This window comes from Streptomyces sp. HSS9-12, from assembly GCF_054963655.1.
This window is the reverse complement of record NZ_JBUEGC010000008.1, coordinates 91,723-105,293: the sequence shown is the minus strand read 5'-3', so window position 1 is coordinate 105,293 and position 13,571 is coordinate 91,723. Positions and strand designations below refer to the sequence as shown.

General features: G+C 68.9%; 13 protein-coding genes and 1 pseudogene. 9 read left to right on the top strand and 5 right to left on the bottom strand.

The features are described 5' to 3' along the window. Nucleotides 1-282: 282 nt before the first annotated feature. From mftA to ACY34J_RS06555, 9 genes are all read left to right on the top strand, one after another. Nucleotides 283-408 carry a mycofactocin precursor MftA gene (gene mftA / locus ACY34J_RS06595; protein WP_462725696.1) on the top strand — a complete coding sequence of 42 codons (126 nt, stop codon included), beginning with the start codon at nucleotides 283-285 and terminating at the stop codon, nucleotides 406-408. Between the two features lie 10 nt (nucleotides 409-418). Beyond that, nucleotides 419-706, top strand: coding sequence for a mycofactocin biosynthesis chaperone MftB (gene mftB, locus ACY34J_RS06590; RefSeq protein WP_462725695.1), 288 nt, complete (start codon nucleotides 419-421; stop codon nucleotides 704-706). Beyond that, nucleotides 706-1,920 (top strand): mycofactocin radical SAM maturase, encoded by a 1,215-nt coding sequence (gene mftC / locus ACY34J_RS06585; RefSeq protein WP_462725694.1) that lies wholly within the window; start codon nucleotides 706-708, stop codon nucleotides 1,918-1,920. The genes mftB and mftC overlap by 1 nt, the downstream gene beginning before the upstream one ends. A 49-nt stretch (nucleotides 1,921-1,969) precedes the next feature. Further along, nucleotides 1,970-3,142 (top strand): pre-mycofactocin synthase MftD, encoded by a 1,173-nt coding sequence (gene mftD / locus ACY34J_RS06580; protein WP_462725693.1) that lies wholly within the window; start codon nucleotides 1,970-1,972, stop codon nucleotides 3,140-3,142. A gap of 1 nt (nucleotide 3,143) precedes the next feature. Further along, nucleotides 3,144-3,896, top strand: coding sequence for a mycofactocin biosynthesis peptidyl-dipeptidase MftE (mftE, locus tag ACY34J_RS06575; protein ID WP_462725692.1), 753 nt, complete (start codon nucleotides 3,144-3,146; stop codon nucleotides 3,894-3,896). Continuing rightward, entirely contained in the window at nucleotides 3,893-4,678 is a 786-nt protein-coding gene (locus tag ACY34J_RS06570) for a mycofactocin-coupled SDR family oxidoreductase (RefSeq protein WP_462725691.1), read from the top strand. The genes mftE and ACY34J_RS06570 overlap by 4 nt, the downstream gene beginning before the upstream one ends. Next, nucleotides 4,675-6,204, top strand: a complete 1,530-nt coding sequence (gene mftF / locus ACY34J_RS06565) for a mycofactocin biosynthesis glycosyltransferase MftF (protein WP_462725690.1) — start codon at nucleotides 4,675-4,677, stop codon at nucleotides 6,202-6,204. Before ACY34J_RS06570 ends, mftF begins: the two co-directional genes overlap by 4 nt. Nucleotides 6,205-6,276: 72 nt before the next feature. Continuing rightward, nucleotides 6,277-8,220: an acetate--CoA ligase gene (gene acs / locus ACY34J_RS06560; protein WP_462725689.1), complete on the top strand. Its 1,944-nt coding sequence runs from the start codon at nucleotides 6,277-6,279 to the stop codon at nucleotides 8,218-8,220. Nucleotides 8,221-8,588: 368 nt separating this feature from the next. Next, the gene (locus ACY34J_RS06555) at nucleotides 8,589-9,140 is read left to right on the top strand and encodes an adenylate kinase (protein WP_462725688.1); all 552 of its coding nucleotides are present in this window, start codon (nucleotides 8,589-8,591) and stop codon (nucleotides 9,138-9,140) included. A 52-nt stretch (nucleotides 9,141-9,192) separates the two neighbouring features. On the opposite strand, the gene ACY34J_RS06550 is transcribed toward ACY34J_RS06555, so the two are convergent. From ACY34J_RS06550 to ACY34J_RS06530, 5 genes and pseudogenes are all read right to left on the bottom strand, one after another. Beyond that, a complete protein-coding gene (locus ACY34J_RS06550) occupies nucleotides 9,193-10,065 on the bottom strand; it encodes an alpha/beta fold hydrolase (RefSeq protein ID WP_462725687.1) in 873 nt (290 codons plus the stop codon). A 17-nt stretch (nucleotides 10,066-10,082) separates the two neighbouring features. Then, a complete protein-coding gene (zwf, locus tag ACY34J_RS06545; protein WP_462761941.1) occupies nucleotides 10,083-11,522 on the bottom strand; it encodes a glucose-6-phosphate dehydrogenase in 1,440 nt (479 codons plus the stop codon). Nucleotides 11,523-11,618: 96 nt separating this feature from the next. Further along, nucleotides 11,619-12,485, bottom strand: coding sequence for an NADP-dependent phosphogluconate dehydrogenase (locus ACY34J_RS06540; protein WP_462725686.1), 867 nt, complete (start codon nucleotides 12,483-12,485; stop codon nucleotides 11,619-11,621). Continuing rightward, nucleotides 12,475-12,600, bottom strand: coding sequence for a hypothetical protein (locus ACY34J_RS06535; RefSeq protein WP_462725729.1), 126 nt, complete (start codon nucleotides 12,598-12,600; stop codon nucleotides 12,475-12,477). The genes ACY34J_RS06540 and ACY34J_RS06535 overlap by 11 nt, the downstream gene beginning before the upstream one ends. A 49-nt stretch (nucleotides 12,601-12,649) precedes the next feature. Further along, a pseudogene (locus tag ACY34J_RS06530) lies at nucleotides 12,650-13,570 on the bottom strand (transketolase family protein); the annotation flags it as partial. Nucleotide 13,571: the final 1 nt, after the last annotated feature.

Here is a 13,571-nt window from a genome sequence, read left to right as displayed (position 1 = left end):
GGCGTGATTCACCTTCAAGGAACCGGTGCGGCCGGGATACCGGCCGCATGGATGGCAGCTGGGCACGAACGGAGGGGAGGCCACCTGTCCGGTCGGACAGGTGGCCGACTGTGGCCTCCGGAGACGGTGGTGCCGCACCTGTCCGACCGGACAGGGCGAGGGCAGCCGAAAGCACGGTGGGACGGGGCCCGGCCCGCATCTAACGTCGAGTCCCGACCGGGCACCGCACTGTGCCCCGGGCTCACATCCCTCAACCCCCACCCCCGTTCCTGGAGGTTCGCCATGCACGACGACACCCGCACCATCGAGCAGGACCCGGAGACCGCCGGCGCCGTCGCGGCCGATGACCTGACCGAGGAGCTCCTCGTCGAAGAGGTCTCCATCGACGGCATGTGCGGCGTCTACTAGGGCCGCCGCGATGTCCTCCCCGTTCGATGCGACACAGCCCTACCGGCTGAACCCCTGCGTCGCGCTGCGTCCCGAGCCGTTCGGGGCGCTCGCGTACCACTTCGGCAATCGCCGGCTGTCCTTCCTGAAGGAACCGGAACTGGTCGAACTGGTCCGGGGACTGGACAGGCACCCCAGCGTCGGGGAAGCCCTGGCGGGCGTCCCCGACGTGCGGCGCGGGGCCTGGTTGCGCGCGTTGGCCTCGCTGGCCGCCACCGACATGATCATTCCTCAGCGAAGCGGAACCGGAGTGCGCTGATGCCCCCCCGTTACGACACCACACGTGCCGAGCGCGTGCCTCCCCTCGTCGAACAGTTCAAAGGAGGCCTGCACGCGCCGATCTGTCTGACCTGGGAGTGGACGTACGCGTGCAACCTTGCCTGCGCGCACTGCCTGTCCTCCTCCGGGCGGCGCGACCCCCTGGAGCTGTCCACCGGCGAGATCACATCGGTGATCGACGAACTGCAGCGGATGCAGGTGTTCTACGTCAATGTCGGCGGCGGCGAGCCGACGGTCCGCCCCGATTTCTGGGAGCTGCTGGACTACGCGATCGCCCACCAGGTGGGGGTGAAGTTCTCCACCAACGGTTTGCGGCTGAGTCCCCGGCGCGCGCAGCAGCTGGCAGCCACCGACTACGTCGATGTGCAGATCTCGCTCGACGGCGCGACGCGCGAGGTCAACGACGCGATCCGCGGCCCCGGCTCGTACGACATGGCGCTGCGGGCCATGGAGAACCTCGCCGCCGCCGGATTCGAGGAGTTCAAGATCTCCGTGGTGATGACCCGGCAGAACGTTTCACAGCTGGACGCCTTCGCCGCGATCGCCGACCGGTACGGGGCGCAACTGCGGATCACCCGGCTGCGGCCGTCCGGCCGTGGCGCGGACGTCTGGGACGAGCTGCACCCCACAGCCGACCAGCAGCGCGAGATCTACGCCTGGCTTGTCGACCACGGCGACCGGGTGCTCACCGGGGACTCCTTCTTCCACCTCAACGCACTGGGTTCGGCCCCGATACCGGGGCTCAACCTGTGCGGGGCAGGGCGTGTGGTCTGCCTGATCGACCCGGTCGGGGACGTGTACGCCTGCCCGTTCGCCATCCACGACGCGTTCAAGGCGGGCAACGTCCGCTCACCCGGCGGCTTCGAGCGGGTGTGGCAGGACTCCGAGCTCTTCGCCGACCTGCGTCGGCCCTCCTCCGGCGGCGCCTGCTCGGGTTGTTCGGCCTTCGATGCCTGCCAGGGCGGCTGCATGGCGGCGAAGTTCTTCACCGGCCTGCCGCTGGACGGCCCGGATCCGGAGTGCGTCAAGGGCCATGGTGCCGCCGCACTGTCCGCGGTGGACCGTACCCGGCTGCCACGCCAGGGCACCGACCACTCGCACCGGAAGGTCTCCCTGGGCATGCCCGCGATGCGGATCAGCCGTCCGGATCGCTTCTGCGACGAGAGCCCGCTGGCAGGCATGGAGCTGCGGTGAACAGCCGGACACGTGTACGGCCGAGCAGAGACAACGAGAGAGGATGGTCATGAGCGGATGGTTCGAGACGGTGGCCGAGGCCCAGCGGCGGGCCCAGCGGCGGCTGCCGAAGTCCGTCTACAGCGCGTTGCTCGCCGGTTCTGAGAAGGGTGTGTCCTACGACGACAACACCGAGGCGTTCGCGCAGTTGGGATTCGCTCCGCACGTGGCCGGCCTGTCGGCCAAGCGGGAGATGGCGACGACGGTCATGGGGGAGGAGATCTCGCTGCCTGTGATCATCTCCCCGACGGGAGTACAGGCGGTGCATCCCGACGGTGAGGTGGCGGTGGCTCGCGCGGCAGCGGCCCGCGGCACGGCGATCGGGCTCAGCTCGTTCGCGAGCAAGCCGCTGGCCGAGGTTGCTGCAGCCAATCCCCAGACGTTCTTCCAGATGTACTGGATGGGGACTCGGGAGGCGATGCTACGGCGTATGGAGCGCGCCCGCGCGACCGGCGCCAAAGGCCTGATCGTCACCCTCGACTGGTCCTTCTCCCACGGCCGGGACTGGGGCAGCCCCAAGATCCCCGAGCGTCTGGACCTCAAGGCGATGCTCCGGTTCGCTCCCGAGGGCCTGACCCGTCCGCGCTGGCTGCTCGATTTCGCCAAGTCCCGGCGGTTGCCGGACCTGACGGCGCCGAACCTTGTCGAGCCCGGTGAAGCGGCACCGACGTTCTTCGGAGCCTACGGCGAGTGGATGCAGACCCCGCCTCCGTCGTGGGAGGACATCGCGTGGCTGCGTGAGCAGTGGGGCGGCCCCTTCCTGCTCAAGGGCATCTGCCGGGTCGACGACGCGCGGCGGGCCGTCGATGCGGGTGTGAGCGCGATCTCGGTGTCCAACCACGGCGGCAACAACCTGGACGCAACGCCGGCGCCGATCCGTGTCCTGCCGGTCATCGCCGAGGCCGTGGGTCACCAGGTCGAGATCCTGCTCGACGGGGGCGTCCGCCGCGGCAGCGACGTGGTCAAGGCGCTGGCGCTCGGTGCGAGGGCGGTGATGATCGGGCGCGCGTACCTGTGGGGCCTGGCGGCGAACGGGCAGGCCGGGGTCGAGAACGTGCTGGACATCCTGCGCGGCGGCATCGACTCGGCCCTGTTGGGGCTGGGGCGCTCATCCGTCCACGAACTGACGACCGACGACGTGGTGATTCCGGGAGGATTCACCCGGGCGCTGGGAACCGTCTGAGATGGCAGTGACCACCCGGCTCGCGGACCTGGGCTGGCCGGACGTAGAGCGCCGCCGCCCCCTGGTCCTGCTGCCCCTCGGGTCTTGCGAACAGCATGGCCCGCACCTGCCGCTGGACACCGACGTCGCGGTGGCCTCAGCGGTCGCCGAGCGGGCTGCCGCGCGGCTGCGCGGCGAGGTGGATCTGGTCATCGCACCGGCACAGCCGTACGGGGCGAGCGGCGAGCACGAGGGTTTCCCGGGCACGGTGTCCATCGGCCACGCCGCGCTGCGACCGCTGATCACGGAGATCGGCCGCTCGATGCTGCGCTGGGCGGACCGCCTGCTGGTGGTGAACGGGCACGGGGGCAACCTGACGAGCCTGATCGAGGCGGTGACCGGGCTGCGTGGCGAGAGCCGGGATGTGGCGTGGTGGCCGTGTGTCCCGCGCGGAGCCGACGCCCACGCAGGCCGGGCCGAGACCTCCATCATGCTGCGGCTGCGGCACGAGGCCGTACGCAGCGAACGGGCCGTCGCCGGACCGACCGAGCCCATCCACCAACTGCTGGACCGGTTGATCACCGACTCCGTCCACGGGGTCAGCCGGTCCGGCGTCCTCGGCGACCCCGCCGGGGCCTGCGCGAGCGAAGGCGAACGGCTCCTCGGCCAGATGGCGGGCCGCCTCGTCGACGACATCCGTGCGTGGCGGGTCTCCAGGCAGGGCCGGCTCGGCGTGCCGGAGAACCAGCCCACCCCCGAGGAGGCCGGGCGATGACCGCGCGGCGGGTCGCCGTCGTCACCGGCGCAGCCCGGGGCATCGGGGCCGCGACCGTACGGCGACTGGCCCGAGACGGCTGGGCCGTGGTCGCGGTGGACCGCTGCGCCGACGACCCGGACGTGCCCTACCCCCTGGCCCGCCCCCGCCAACTGGAAGCACTGGCCCAGGAATACCCTCTGGTCCGCACCATCCACGCGGACGTACGGGACGCCCGCGCCCTGAAGAGGGCAGTGGAGGCGGCCGAGTCCGAATTCGGCGGTCTGGACGCGGCCGTCGGAGCAGCAGCGGTGATGCTCGGCGGAGGCCCGGTGTGGGAGCAGTCCGATACCCAGTGGCGAACCCTGCTCGACGTGGACGTCATGGGGGTGGCCAACCTCGCGAGCGCCGCAGTACCCGCCCTGCTCCGCAGGCCGCAGCCCCGCCACGGCCGGTTCGTCGCCCTCGCCTCGGCCGCCGCGCACCGCGGGCTGTGGGGGCTCGGGGCCTACTGCGCGGCCAAGCACGCCGTGGTCGGTCTGGTGCGCGCCCTGGCCTGCGACCTGCAGGGAACCGGGGTGAACGCGGTCGCCGTGTCGCCCGGTTCCACCCGGACGGACATGTTGCGCGCCACAGCCGACCTCTACCACCTGACCGATGCGGGACAACTGGCCGAGCACCAGCTCGTACGGCGGCTGCTGGAACCTGACGAGGTGGCCGCCGTCGTGGCCTTCGCGTGCTCCGAGGCGGCTGCCGTGGTCACCGGCTCGGTGCTCCAGGCGGACGGGGGGTTCACCGGATGACCACCCCGCCCGCGCTCGCGTCACCTCCCAAGACCCGGCTGCCGGACGGCTTCGGCGTCGAACTCGCCGCGGATCTGCACCGGTCGCATGACGGACGGCTGATGCTGGGCGGCTCTCCGCCGCGGCTGCTGCGGCTGGGTGCCGCGGCCGCCCGGTTGCTGGAGGACGGCCGGCTGACCGTCACGGACCCGGCGAGTGCCGGGCTCGCCCGTCGGCTCCTGGATGCCGGCGTGGCCCACCCGCGCCCCGCCCTTCCCCCGGTCGGCGGCACCACGATCGTGATCCCTGTGCGGGACCGGGCCGGGCAACTGGACCGGTTGTTGAAGGGCCTGCGCACTGACCCCCAGACCGCGGACCTGCCGGTGCTGGTGGTGGACGACGGCTCGGAAGACCCGGCTGCGTTGACGCGGGTGGCCGGCCGGCACGGTGCCCGGCTGCTCGTCCACCCGCACAACCTGGGTCCGGCAGCAGCCCGCAACACCGGGCTGAGCCACGCCCGAACTGAGTACGTGGCGTTCTGCGACTCCGATGTACTGCCCGAAACTGGTTGGCTCACACCCCTGTTGGCACAGTTCGCCGACCCGGCGGTGGCCCTCGCCGCCCCGCGAGTGGTCGCGCTGCCCGTCAGCAGACCGCGGCGCCTGGACCGGTACGAGGAGCTCCGCTCGCCGCTGGACATGGGCGTACGGGAGGGACCGGTCGTGCCGCTGTCCGCACTCGCCTACGTGCCGAGTGCGACCCTCGTGGTCCGCCGGTCCGCCGTCGGTGCCGGCTTCGTCCCCGACATGCGCGTCGCGGAGGACGTCGACCTCTGCATGCGCCTGCACACTGCCGGCTGGCGGCTGCGCTACGTGCCAAGTTCCCGCGTGGGGCACCAGCACCGCACGAGACTGTGCAGCTGGCTCGCCCAGCGGGCCGGCTACGGCACCGGCGCCGCCGACCTGGCGCTACGGCACCCCGGGCAGGTGCCGCCGCTGTACGCTGCGCCCTGGTCGCTGACCGCCTGCGCGCTGCTCCTGCGCGGCCGGCCCGGCTCGGCGGCCCTGGCAGCGGCCTTGGCCGCGATGGCCGCCGGACGGCTGGCGCGGCGCATGCCCGATGCTGACGCTCCGGTCCGGGCGGCGGCGCGGCTGTCGCTCGCCGCGCTGCGCGGCACCGCCGAACAGCTTCTGCGCTGTGCCACCCGACATCACTGGCCGGTCGCGGTGGCCGCTGCCGCCGCGAGCCGCCGTGCCCGGTACGTACTGATCGTGGCGGCCCTGGCCGAGGGGCTGGCCGACCACTGCCGTTCGGGCAGCTCGCTGGGTCCGTTCACGCATGCGGCGATCCGCCGCCTGGACGACCTTGCCTACGGCTGGGGCGTGTGGCAGGGCGCAGTGCGCCGTAGGACCGCTGCACCGTTGATCCCGCGCATCGCATTTTCCACCAAAGGCCACCGTGCCCGGGCCGGTGCACGTCTCTCGCGGCGCAGACCGTCCGCACCAACCTCCCACCAACCTTCCTCGGCCACCGTGAGGACCCCGTAGAGGGCTCACGTTCTGCCCTTCTGTCCCGACACCCGCCCTGCCGAAACCCCTGCACCCATCGGAGGCTCCCGCATGACCCTGCGCCCGGATCACCACGCCGCTGACGAGAATCCGCTCACCGCACGGGGCGGCGCGGCCGGACTGCCTGAGCAGGCAGTGGCCGACCGCATGGCGTTCTGGGCGGAACAAGCCGGACGACTGCACTGGGAGACCAAGTGGACCCAGGTTCTGGACTGGTCCGAGGCGCCGTTCGCCCGGTGGTTCGTGGGCGGAAAACTGAACGTGGCCTACAACTGCGTCGACCGCCATGTGGAGGACGGTTACGGCGATCAGGTCGCCTTCCACTGGGAGGGCGAGCCGGGTGACACCCGGACGATCACCTACGCGGACCTCAAGCGTGAGGTCTGCAAGACGGCCAACGCCCTGCTCTCGCTCGGTCTGACCGCCGGTGACCGGGTCGCCATCCAGCTGCCGATGATTCCCGAAGCGGTCTTCGCCATGCTGGCCTGCGCCCGGCTCGGCCTCCCGCACAGCGTGGTGTTCGGCGGGTTCTCCCCGGCCGCGCTGCAGTCGCGGATCGAGGACGCCGAGGCCAAGCTGCTGATCACCTCGGACGGCCAGTCCCGCCGGGGCAAGGCGGTGCCGATGAAGGCCGGCACCGACGAAGCGACGAAGAACACCCCCAGCATCGAACACGTGCTGGTGGTCAGGCGCACGAACACCGACGTGCCCTGGACGCCAGGCCGCGACATCTGGTGGCACGAACTGGTGGGCCCCCAATCCGAGGAACACCAGCCGGAGGCCTTCGACGCCGAACACCCGCTCTTCATTCTGTACACCTCGGGAACCACGGGCAGGCCCAAGGGCATCCTGCACACCTCAGGCGGCTACCTGACCCAGGCCTCCCACAGCCACCGCACCGTCTTCGGCCATCGGGCCGGAGAGGACGTGTACTGGTGCACCGCCGACATCGGCTGGATCACCGGGCACTCGTACATCGTGTACGGGCCGCTGGCCAACCGCGCGACCTCGGTGATGTACGAGGGCACGCCGGACACCCCGCACAAAGGTCGTCACTTCGAGATCGTGCAGAAGTACCGGGTCTCGATCTACTACACCGCCCCGACCTTGATCCGGACCTTCATGAAGTGGGGCGATGACATCCCCGCGCGCTACGACCTGTCCTCCCTCAGGGTGCTCGGCAGCGTCGGCGAGCCGATCAACCCCCAGGCGTGGCTGTGGTACCGGGAGCACATCGGCGGCAACCGCACGCCGATCGTGGACACCTGGTGGCAGACCGAAACCGGCGCGATCATGATCTCGCCTCTGCCCGAAGGGACCACGGCGAAGCCCGGCTCGGCGCAGACACCACTGCCCGGTATCTCCGTCAAGGTGGTCGACGACCAGGGCAACGAAGTCGGCAAGGGCAGCGACGGGTATCTCGTCCTGGACCAACCTTGGCCGTCCATGCTGCGCGGCATCTGGGGCGACGAGGAACGGTACCGGGAAACTTACTGGTCCCGTTTCGCCCAGCACGGCTACTACTTCGCCGGCGACGGCGCGCGGTACGACGACGACGGAGACATCTGGTTGCTCGGCCGGGTGGACGACGTCATGAACGTTTCCGGGCACCGGATCTCCACCGCAGAGGTCGAATCGGCCCTTGCCTCGCATCCCACGGTCGCGGAAGCCGCGGTGGTCGGCGCCACCGACGCGACAACCGGGCAGGCCATCGTCGCCTTCGTCATCCTCCGTGGCAACGTCGCACACAGCGAGCCCCAGGGCGCCGACACCATCGCCACGCTGCGCGAGCACGTGGCACAGGAAATCGGGCCAATCGCCAAGCCTCGTCAGATCTTGGCCGTTCCGGAGCTCCCCAAGACCCGCTCCGGCAAGATCATGCGTCGGCTGCTGCGCGATGTGGCGGAGCACCGCGAGATCGGTGATGTCACTACCCTGGCCGACTCCTCCGTGATGGACCTGATCAACGCGGGACTGACCAGCCGGTCCCAGTAAGCCAGTTGAGCGAAAACCCGGTAGAACCGCAGCCCTGGCCCCCTGGTCCAGCTCACCGACTGGCCGGCCGCTGAACTGGCACCCCAGGTCGATGTCCATACCATCCTGCCCAGCCCGACTTTGAACGTCGGGACCTACCAGGCAGGGGTGGTTCGCCGATGCGCTGGCCGATCTCCAGGCACGCCGCGGTCACCCCGCTCGCGGCCCGGCACTGGTGTTGGCCGAGGGACTCACCCGCCCACCGCACGCTGCTTGATCGGGGACGAGGGCGAGGACCCCGCGAATCCGAAGCACGGCGACACCCGACCTCCCTGAACGCCGTATTGACGCGTCCACGATGCGTTGCGAACGGAAGGCTCTTATCCGCTATGCGACTTGTTCTCATCGGTCCTCCTGGGGCAGGCAAGGGCACCCAGGCAGCCATACTCAGCAAACAGCTCGACGTCCCTCACGTTTCCACCGGCGATTTGTTTCGCGGACACATCAGCCGGCAGACATCACTTGGTCGGGACGCCAAGCGGTATCTCGACGCAGGTGAACTCGTGCCCGATCACGTCACGGGCGACATGGTTCGTCAGCGGCTGGCGGAGGCCGATGCGGAGCAGGGCTTCTTGCTCGACGGTTTCCCGCGCACCGTGCAACAGGCAGACGCACTCTCGGCCATGCTGGCCGATGCGGGTTGGGGGCTCGATGCGGTACTGGAGTTGACCGCTCCCGAGGACATTGTGGTAGCACGGTTGCTGAGCCGTGGCCGATCGGATGATACGGAGGAGGTCATCCGGCACCGGCAGCTGGTCTATCGCAACCAGACCGCCCCTCTCCTCGCGTACTACGCCGACAACCTACTGACGATTCACGCCGTCGGACCTGTCGAGGAGATCGCTGGGCGGGCGTTGGAGGCTCTCGGGGTGATTCCCTGAGTCTCCGGTTTCCCAAGCGGGCGGGGCTGTAAATCGTTCGGCTCTGTCTCAATCAGCGTGCCGAGACGTTGTCGTTGAGGAATCGCTTGATCATCGACGCCGCTTCGTCCAGTGCGCTTTCGAGGAGAAAGTGACCGCCGTCCAGCAGGTGCACTTCCGCTTTCGGATTGTCGCGGGTGAAGGCGCGCGCGCCGTCCGGGCCGAAGATCGGATCGTTTCGGCCCCATACGGCGAGCAGCGGTGGCTGGTGGTTGCGGAAGTACTCATGGACGCGCGGGTACAGGGGGCTGTTGGTGGCGTAGTCCCGAAAGAGTTTGAGCTGGATGAGGTCGTTGCCGGGGCGGGAGACCAGTTGGAAGTCGTGGTGCCAGGTGTCCGGGCTGACCACGTCCTCGTCGGCCACTCCATGGACGTACTGCCACCTGATCAGGTCGAGCGACAGGGCCTGGCGGACGGTTTCCTCGTTCTTGGGGTTCTGGTCCTGCTGGTACGCCCACACGGGCTGCCAGAAGTCTTCGACGAAGCCCTCGTCGTAGGCATTGCCGTTCTGGCTCACGATGGCGGTGATGGCCTCGGGGTTGCGCAGGGCCAGGCGCCAGCCGATGGGGGCGCCGTAGTCCTGGACGTACAGGGCATACCGGCTGACGCCAAGGTGGTCCAGCAGGGCCGCGGTCAGGTCGGTGAGGGCATCGAAGGTGTAGTCGAAGTCGTCGACGCCCGGCGCGTCGGAGAAGCCGAAACCCAGGTGGTCGGGCGCGATGACGTGGTACTCGTCCGCCAGGCGCGGCAGGAGGTCGCGGAACATGAAGGAGCTGGTGGGGAAGCCGTGCAGAAGCACCATGGCGGGGGCATCCACGGGACCGGCCTCCCGGTAGAAGAGCCGGCGCCCCTGGATATCGGCGGACCGGTGGTGCACCTGCGGCATCGCTTGCCCCTTCCGGATTATTTTTGTTGGCGATCATCCGGCAGATACCAGCGGTAGGGAGCGGCCAGTTCGGTGATGGCCGGTTCTGGGCCCCAGGAGCCGGGTGCATATGGCTGCGGTGGCGGAGGAGACTCCAGAAGAGGGACGGAAGCCTCCCAGATGCGCTCGATGCCGTCAGACCGGGTGAACAGCGACTGGTCTCCCAGCATGGCGTCGAGGATCAATCGTTCGTAGCCCTCGAGTCCGTATGCCTGGCAGAAGGAGTCCGCGTAGCAGAACGTCATCCTTGCCGGCTCGAGACGCACGGCGGGGCCGGGCTCCTTTGCGAGGAAGTCGGCGGCGATCCATCCGGGGTCCCCGAAGTCGATCACGATCTTGTTACCCTGGTCCTCTGTCTGCCTGGGGAGCTCGGTACGAAACATCCTCAGGGGCGGCTCACGGAGGCCAAGGGTGATCACCTCGCGGTGCTGCTCGAGGTTCTTGCCGGAGCGGAGATGGAAAGGCACCCCGGACCATCGCCAGTTGTCCACCTCCAGGCGCAGTGCGGCGAATGTCTCGGTCTGCGAATCCGGTGCCACACCAGGCTCGTCGCGGTAACCCTCGTACTGGCCGCGTACGACGTGAGCGGGTTCGATGGGGCGTAGCGCCTCGAAGACCTTTGCCTTCTCATCCCGCAACGGCTGGGCGTCGAGCGTGACGGGTGGTTCCATGGCCACGATCCCGAGCACCTGGATCAGATGTGTCACGATCATGTCCCGGAAGGCGCCGGTGCCCTCATAGAATTGGGCGCGACCCTCGATCCCGATCGATTCCGGCACGTCGATCTGCACATGGCTGATGTGATTGCGGTTCCAGATGGGCTCGAACAGGCCGTTGGCAAAGCGGAGGGCGAGAATGTTGTCCACCGACTCCTTGCCCAGGAAGTGATCGATGCGGAACACCTGGGACTCGTCGAGGACAGCGTGGATGGTCTCGTTGAGCGTTCGCGCCGACGCGAGATCGGTGCCGAAGGGCTTCTCGACGATCACCTTGGAGTTCTCTGCCAGGCCGGTGTCGCCGAGCATGCCGATGACGGACCCGAACGCGGGTGGTGGAACGGCCAGATGGAACAGCTTGTGCGCCCGCCCTCCAAGGCCGTCCTCGGCGGCCCGCACCGCCGCGAGCAGCGGCTGGGGGTCCTCTGGGCCGGCGGCGGCGAAGGACAGCGAGGCCTCGAAGGACTGCCACGCCTGTCCGGACGGCTCGGACAGCCCGAAGGTGGCGACGGCGTCGTGCGCGTGTTTACGGAACGCATCGTCGCTGAGTGCGAACTGAGACGGTGTCGAGCCCACGATGCGGTAGCCGTTCGGAAGGAGCCCCGCCTGGGCGAGGTGGAACAGCCCAGGCAGCAGTTTGCGCTTCGCGAGGTCCCCGGTGGCGCCGAAGAGTACGATCACGTGGTCGTCCGGGCGTATCACTGCCGACTCATCTTCTCGGCGTGGCCGCCGAACTCGCTCCGCATGGCGGACAGGACCCTGTCGGCGAACTCGCCAAGGCCCCGGGATTCGAATCGCTCAGTGAGCGCAGTGGTGATGACGCCGGCGGGTACGCCTTCGTCGACGGCTGCGAGTGCCGTCCACCGGCCCTCGCCGGAGTCGGAGACGCGTCCGGTGAATTCCTCCAAGTGCGGTGACCGGGCCAGGGCGTCCGCGGTCAGATCGACAAGCCAGGATTCCACGACCGAGCCGCGGCGCCATACTTCGGCGACTTCGCCGACATCGATCTCGTACTGGTAGGCCTCGGCTGAGTCCTTCGGCGATCGCGGCCATCATCCCGTACTCGATCCCGTTGTGGACCATCTTGACAAAGTGCCCGGCGCCGTTCGGGCCGCAGTGGAGATAGCCGTCGGGCGCGGTTCCGGTGGTCCGCGTTCTGCTCGGTGTCGGTTCCGCGGAGCCGGCACCGGGCGCGATGGTCCGGAAGATCGGGTCGAGCCGGGTGACGGGCTCCGGCTCGCCGCCGATCATGAGGCAGTAGCCACGTTCCAGGCCCCAGATACCGCCTGAGGTCCCGCAGTCCAGGTAGTGGATCCGGCCGGGAGCAAGCTGTTTGGCACGGGTGATGTCGTCCCGGTAGTACGAGTTCCCGCCGTCGATGACCGCGTCGTCCGGATCGAGGAGTTCGCTGAGTTGGTCGAGGATCGGCTGCACAACGGCGGCGGGCAGCATGAGCCAGACGGCCCGGGGCCGCTCCAGCTTTGCCACGAAGTCCTCGAGTGAGCCGGCGCCGACGGCGCCCTCGCCTTCCAGTCCTTTCACTGCGCTTTCGTTGAGGTCGTAGACCACACAGTGATGGCCGTCGCGCATGAGTCTGCGGACGAGGTTGGCTCCCATCCGGCCGAGCCCGATCATGCCGAGCTGCATCGGGGTTTCAGTTGCCATGGCTGTTTCTCCCGTGGGACGGGCCTAGCGTTTCAGACAACAGGGTCACGTTCACCGGCACGCCCGAGGCAATGCTCTCGGTGATCGCCGGGAGCCCTTCGGCAGTGCCGGGGATCTTGATGAACAGGTTGCTCCCCCCCCCGGGCCCCGATTCCTCGGGCGAACCAGTCGTAGACGCCGTCGGGGATGTGGAAGTCGGCGTCCGGCGGTATGCCGAGGGAGCGCTTGGTCGCCCTGACCCCCTCCGCCCCGAACGGCGCCCCGTGTGCTTTCGGTGAGTCCTCCAGAGGAGAGCCGTAGCCGATGTGGCTGTGCACCAGGATCAGGGTGGGACGCCCGGTCTCGGCTCGGAACGTGCGGAAGGCGCGGCTCACCTGATCGAGGTCATTGGCGTCGGCTACGGTGGTCACATTCCAGCCATAGGCCAGGAACCGGGCGGCGACGTCTTCGGTGAAGGTGATGTCGGTGTGACCCTCGATCGTCACACGGTTGGAATCATAGATCCAGCAGAGGTTGGACAGCTGCAGGTGCCCGCCCAGCGAAGCGGCCTCCGAGGAGATGCCCTCCATCATGCAGCCGTCCCCGGCGAGCGCGTACACGTCGAAATCGAAAAGCGTGAGGTCGCCACGGTTGAACCGCGCCGCCAACCACTGGCCGGCGATGGCCATACCGACGGAGGTGGCGACTCCCTGGCCGAGCGGACCCGTGGTCGTCTCGACGCCGCTCGTCCACCGGTACTCGGGGTGGCCAGGGCAGCGCGAGTCGAGTTGCCGGAACGACTTCAGGTCATCGAGTGTGACCGACGGGCGGCCCAGCACCTCGTAGTCGGGATCGACCGCGCGGACGCCGGTCAGGTGCAGCAGCGACCAAAGCAAAGCGGAGGCGTGACCTTCGGAGAGCACGAAGCGGTCGCGGTTCGGCCAGATCGGATCGGCGGGGTCAAAGCGCAGGAACCTCTGCCACAGCGTGTAGGCGACCGGTGCCATGCCCATGGGAGTCCCGGGGTGCCCGGAACGGGCCTTTTGGATTGCGTCCAGGCACAATCCGCGAATCGTGTTCACCGACAGCGTGTCGAGGTTGATCATC

Coding starts and splice junctions, on each gene's coding strand:
- ACY34J_RS06540 (WP_462725686.1), bottom strand. CDS start 12,485: ATGGCAACTGAAACCCCGATGCAGCTCGGCATGATCGGGCTCGGCCGG.
- ACY34J_RS06550 (WP_462725687.1), bottom strand. CDS start 10,065: ATGCCGCAGGTGCACCACCGGTCCGCCGATATCCAGGGGCGCCGGCTC.
- mftB (WP_462725695.1), top strand. CDS start 419: ATGTCCTCCCCGTTCGATGCGACACAGCCCTACCGGCTGAACCCCTGC.
- mftE (WP_462725692.1), top strand. CDS start 3,144: ATGGCAGTGACCACCCGGCTCGCGGACCTGGGCTGGCCGGACGTAGAG.
- ACY34J_RS06555 (WP_462725688.1), top strand. CDS start 8,589: ATGCGACTTGTTCTCATCGGTCCTCCTGGGGCAGGCAAGGGCACCCAG.
- ACY34J_RS06570 (WP_462725691.1), top strand. CDS start 3,893: ATGACCGCGCGGCGGGTCGCCGTCGTCACCGGCGCAGCCCGGGGCATC.
- mftD (WP_462725693.1), top strand. CDS start 1,970: ATGAGCGGATGGTTCGAGACGGTGGCCGAGGCCCAGCGGCGGGCCCAG.
- mftA (WP_462725696.1), top strand. CDS start 283: ATGCACGACGACACCCGCACCATCGAGCAGGACCCGGAGACCGCCGGC.
- mftF (WP_462725690.1), top strand. CDS start 4,675: ATGACCACCCCGCCCGCGCTCGCGTCACCTCCCAAGACCCGGCTGCCG.
- mftC (WP_462725694.1), top strand. CDS start 706: ATGCCCCCCCGTTACGACACCACACGTGCCGAGCGCGTGCCTCCCCTC.
- acs (WP_462725689.1), top strand. CDS start 6,277: ATGACCCTGCGCCCGGATCACCACGCCGCTGACGAGAATCCGCTCACC.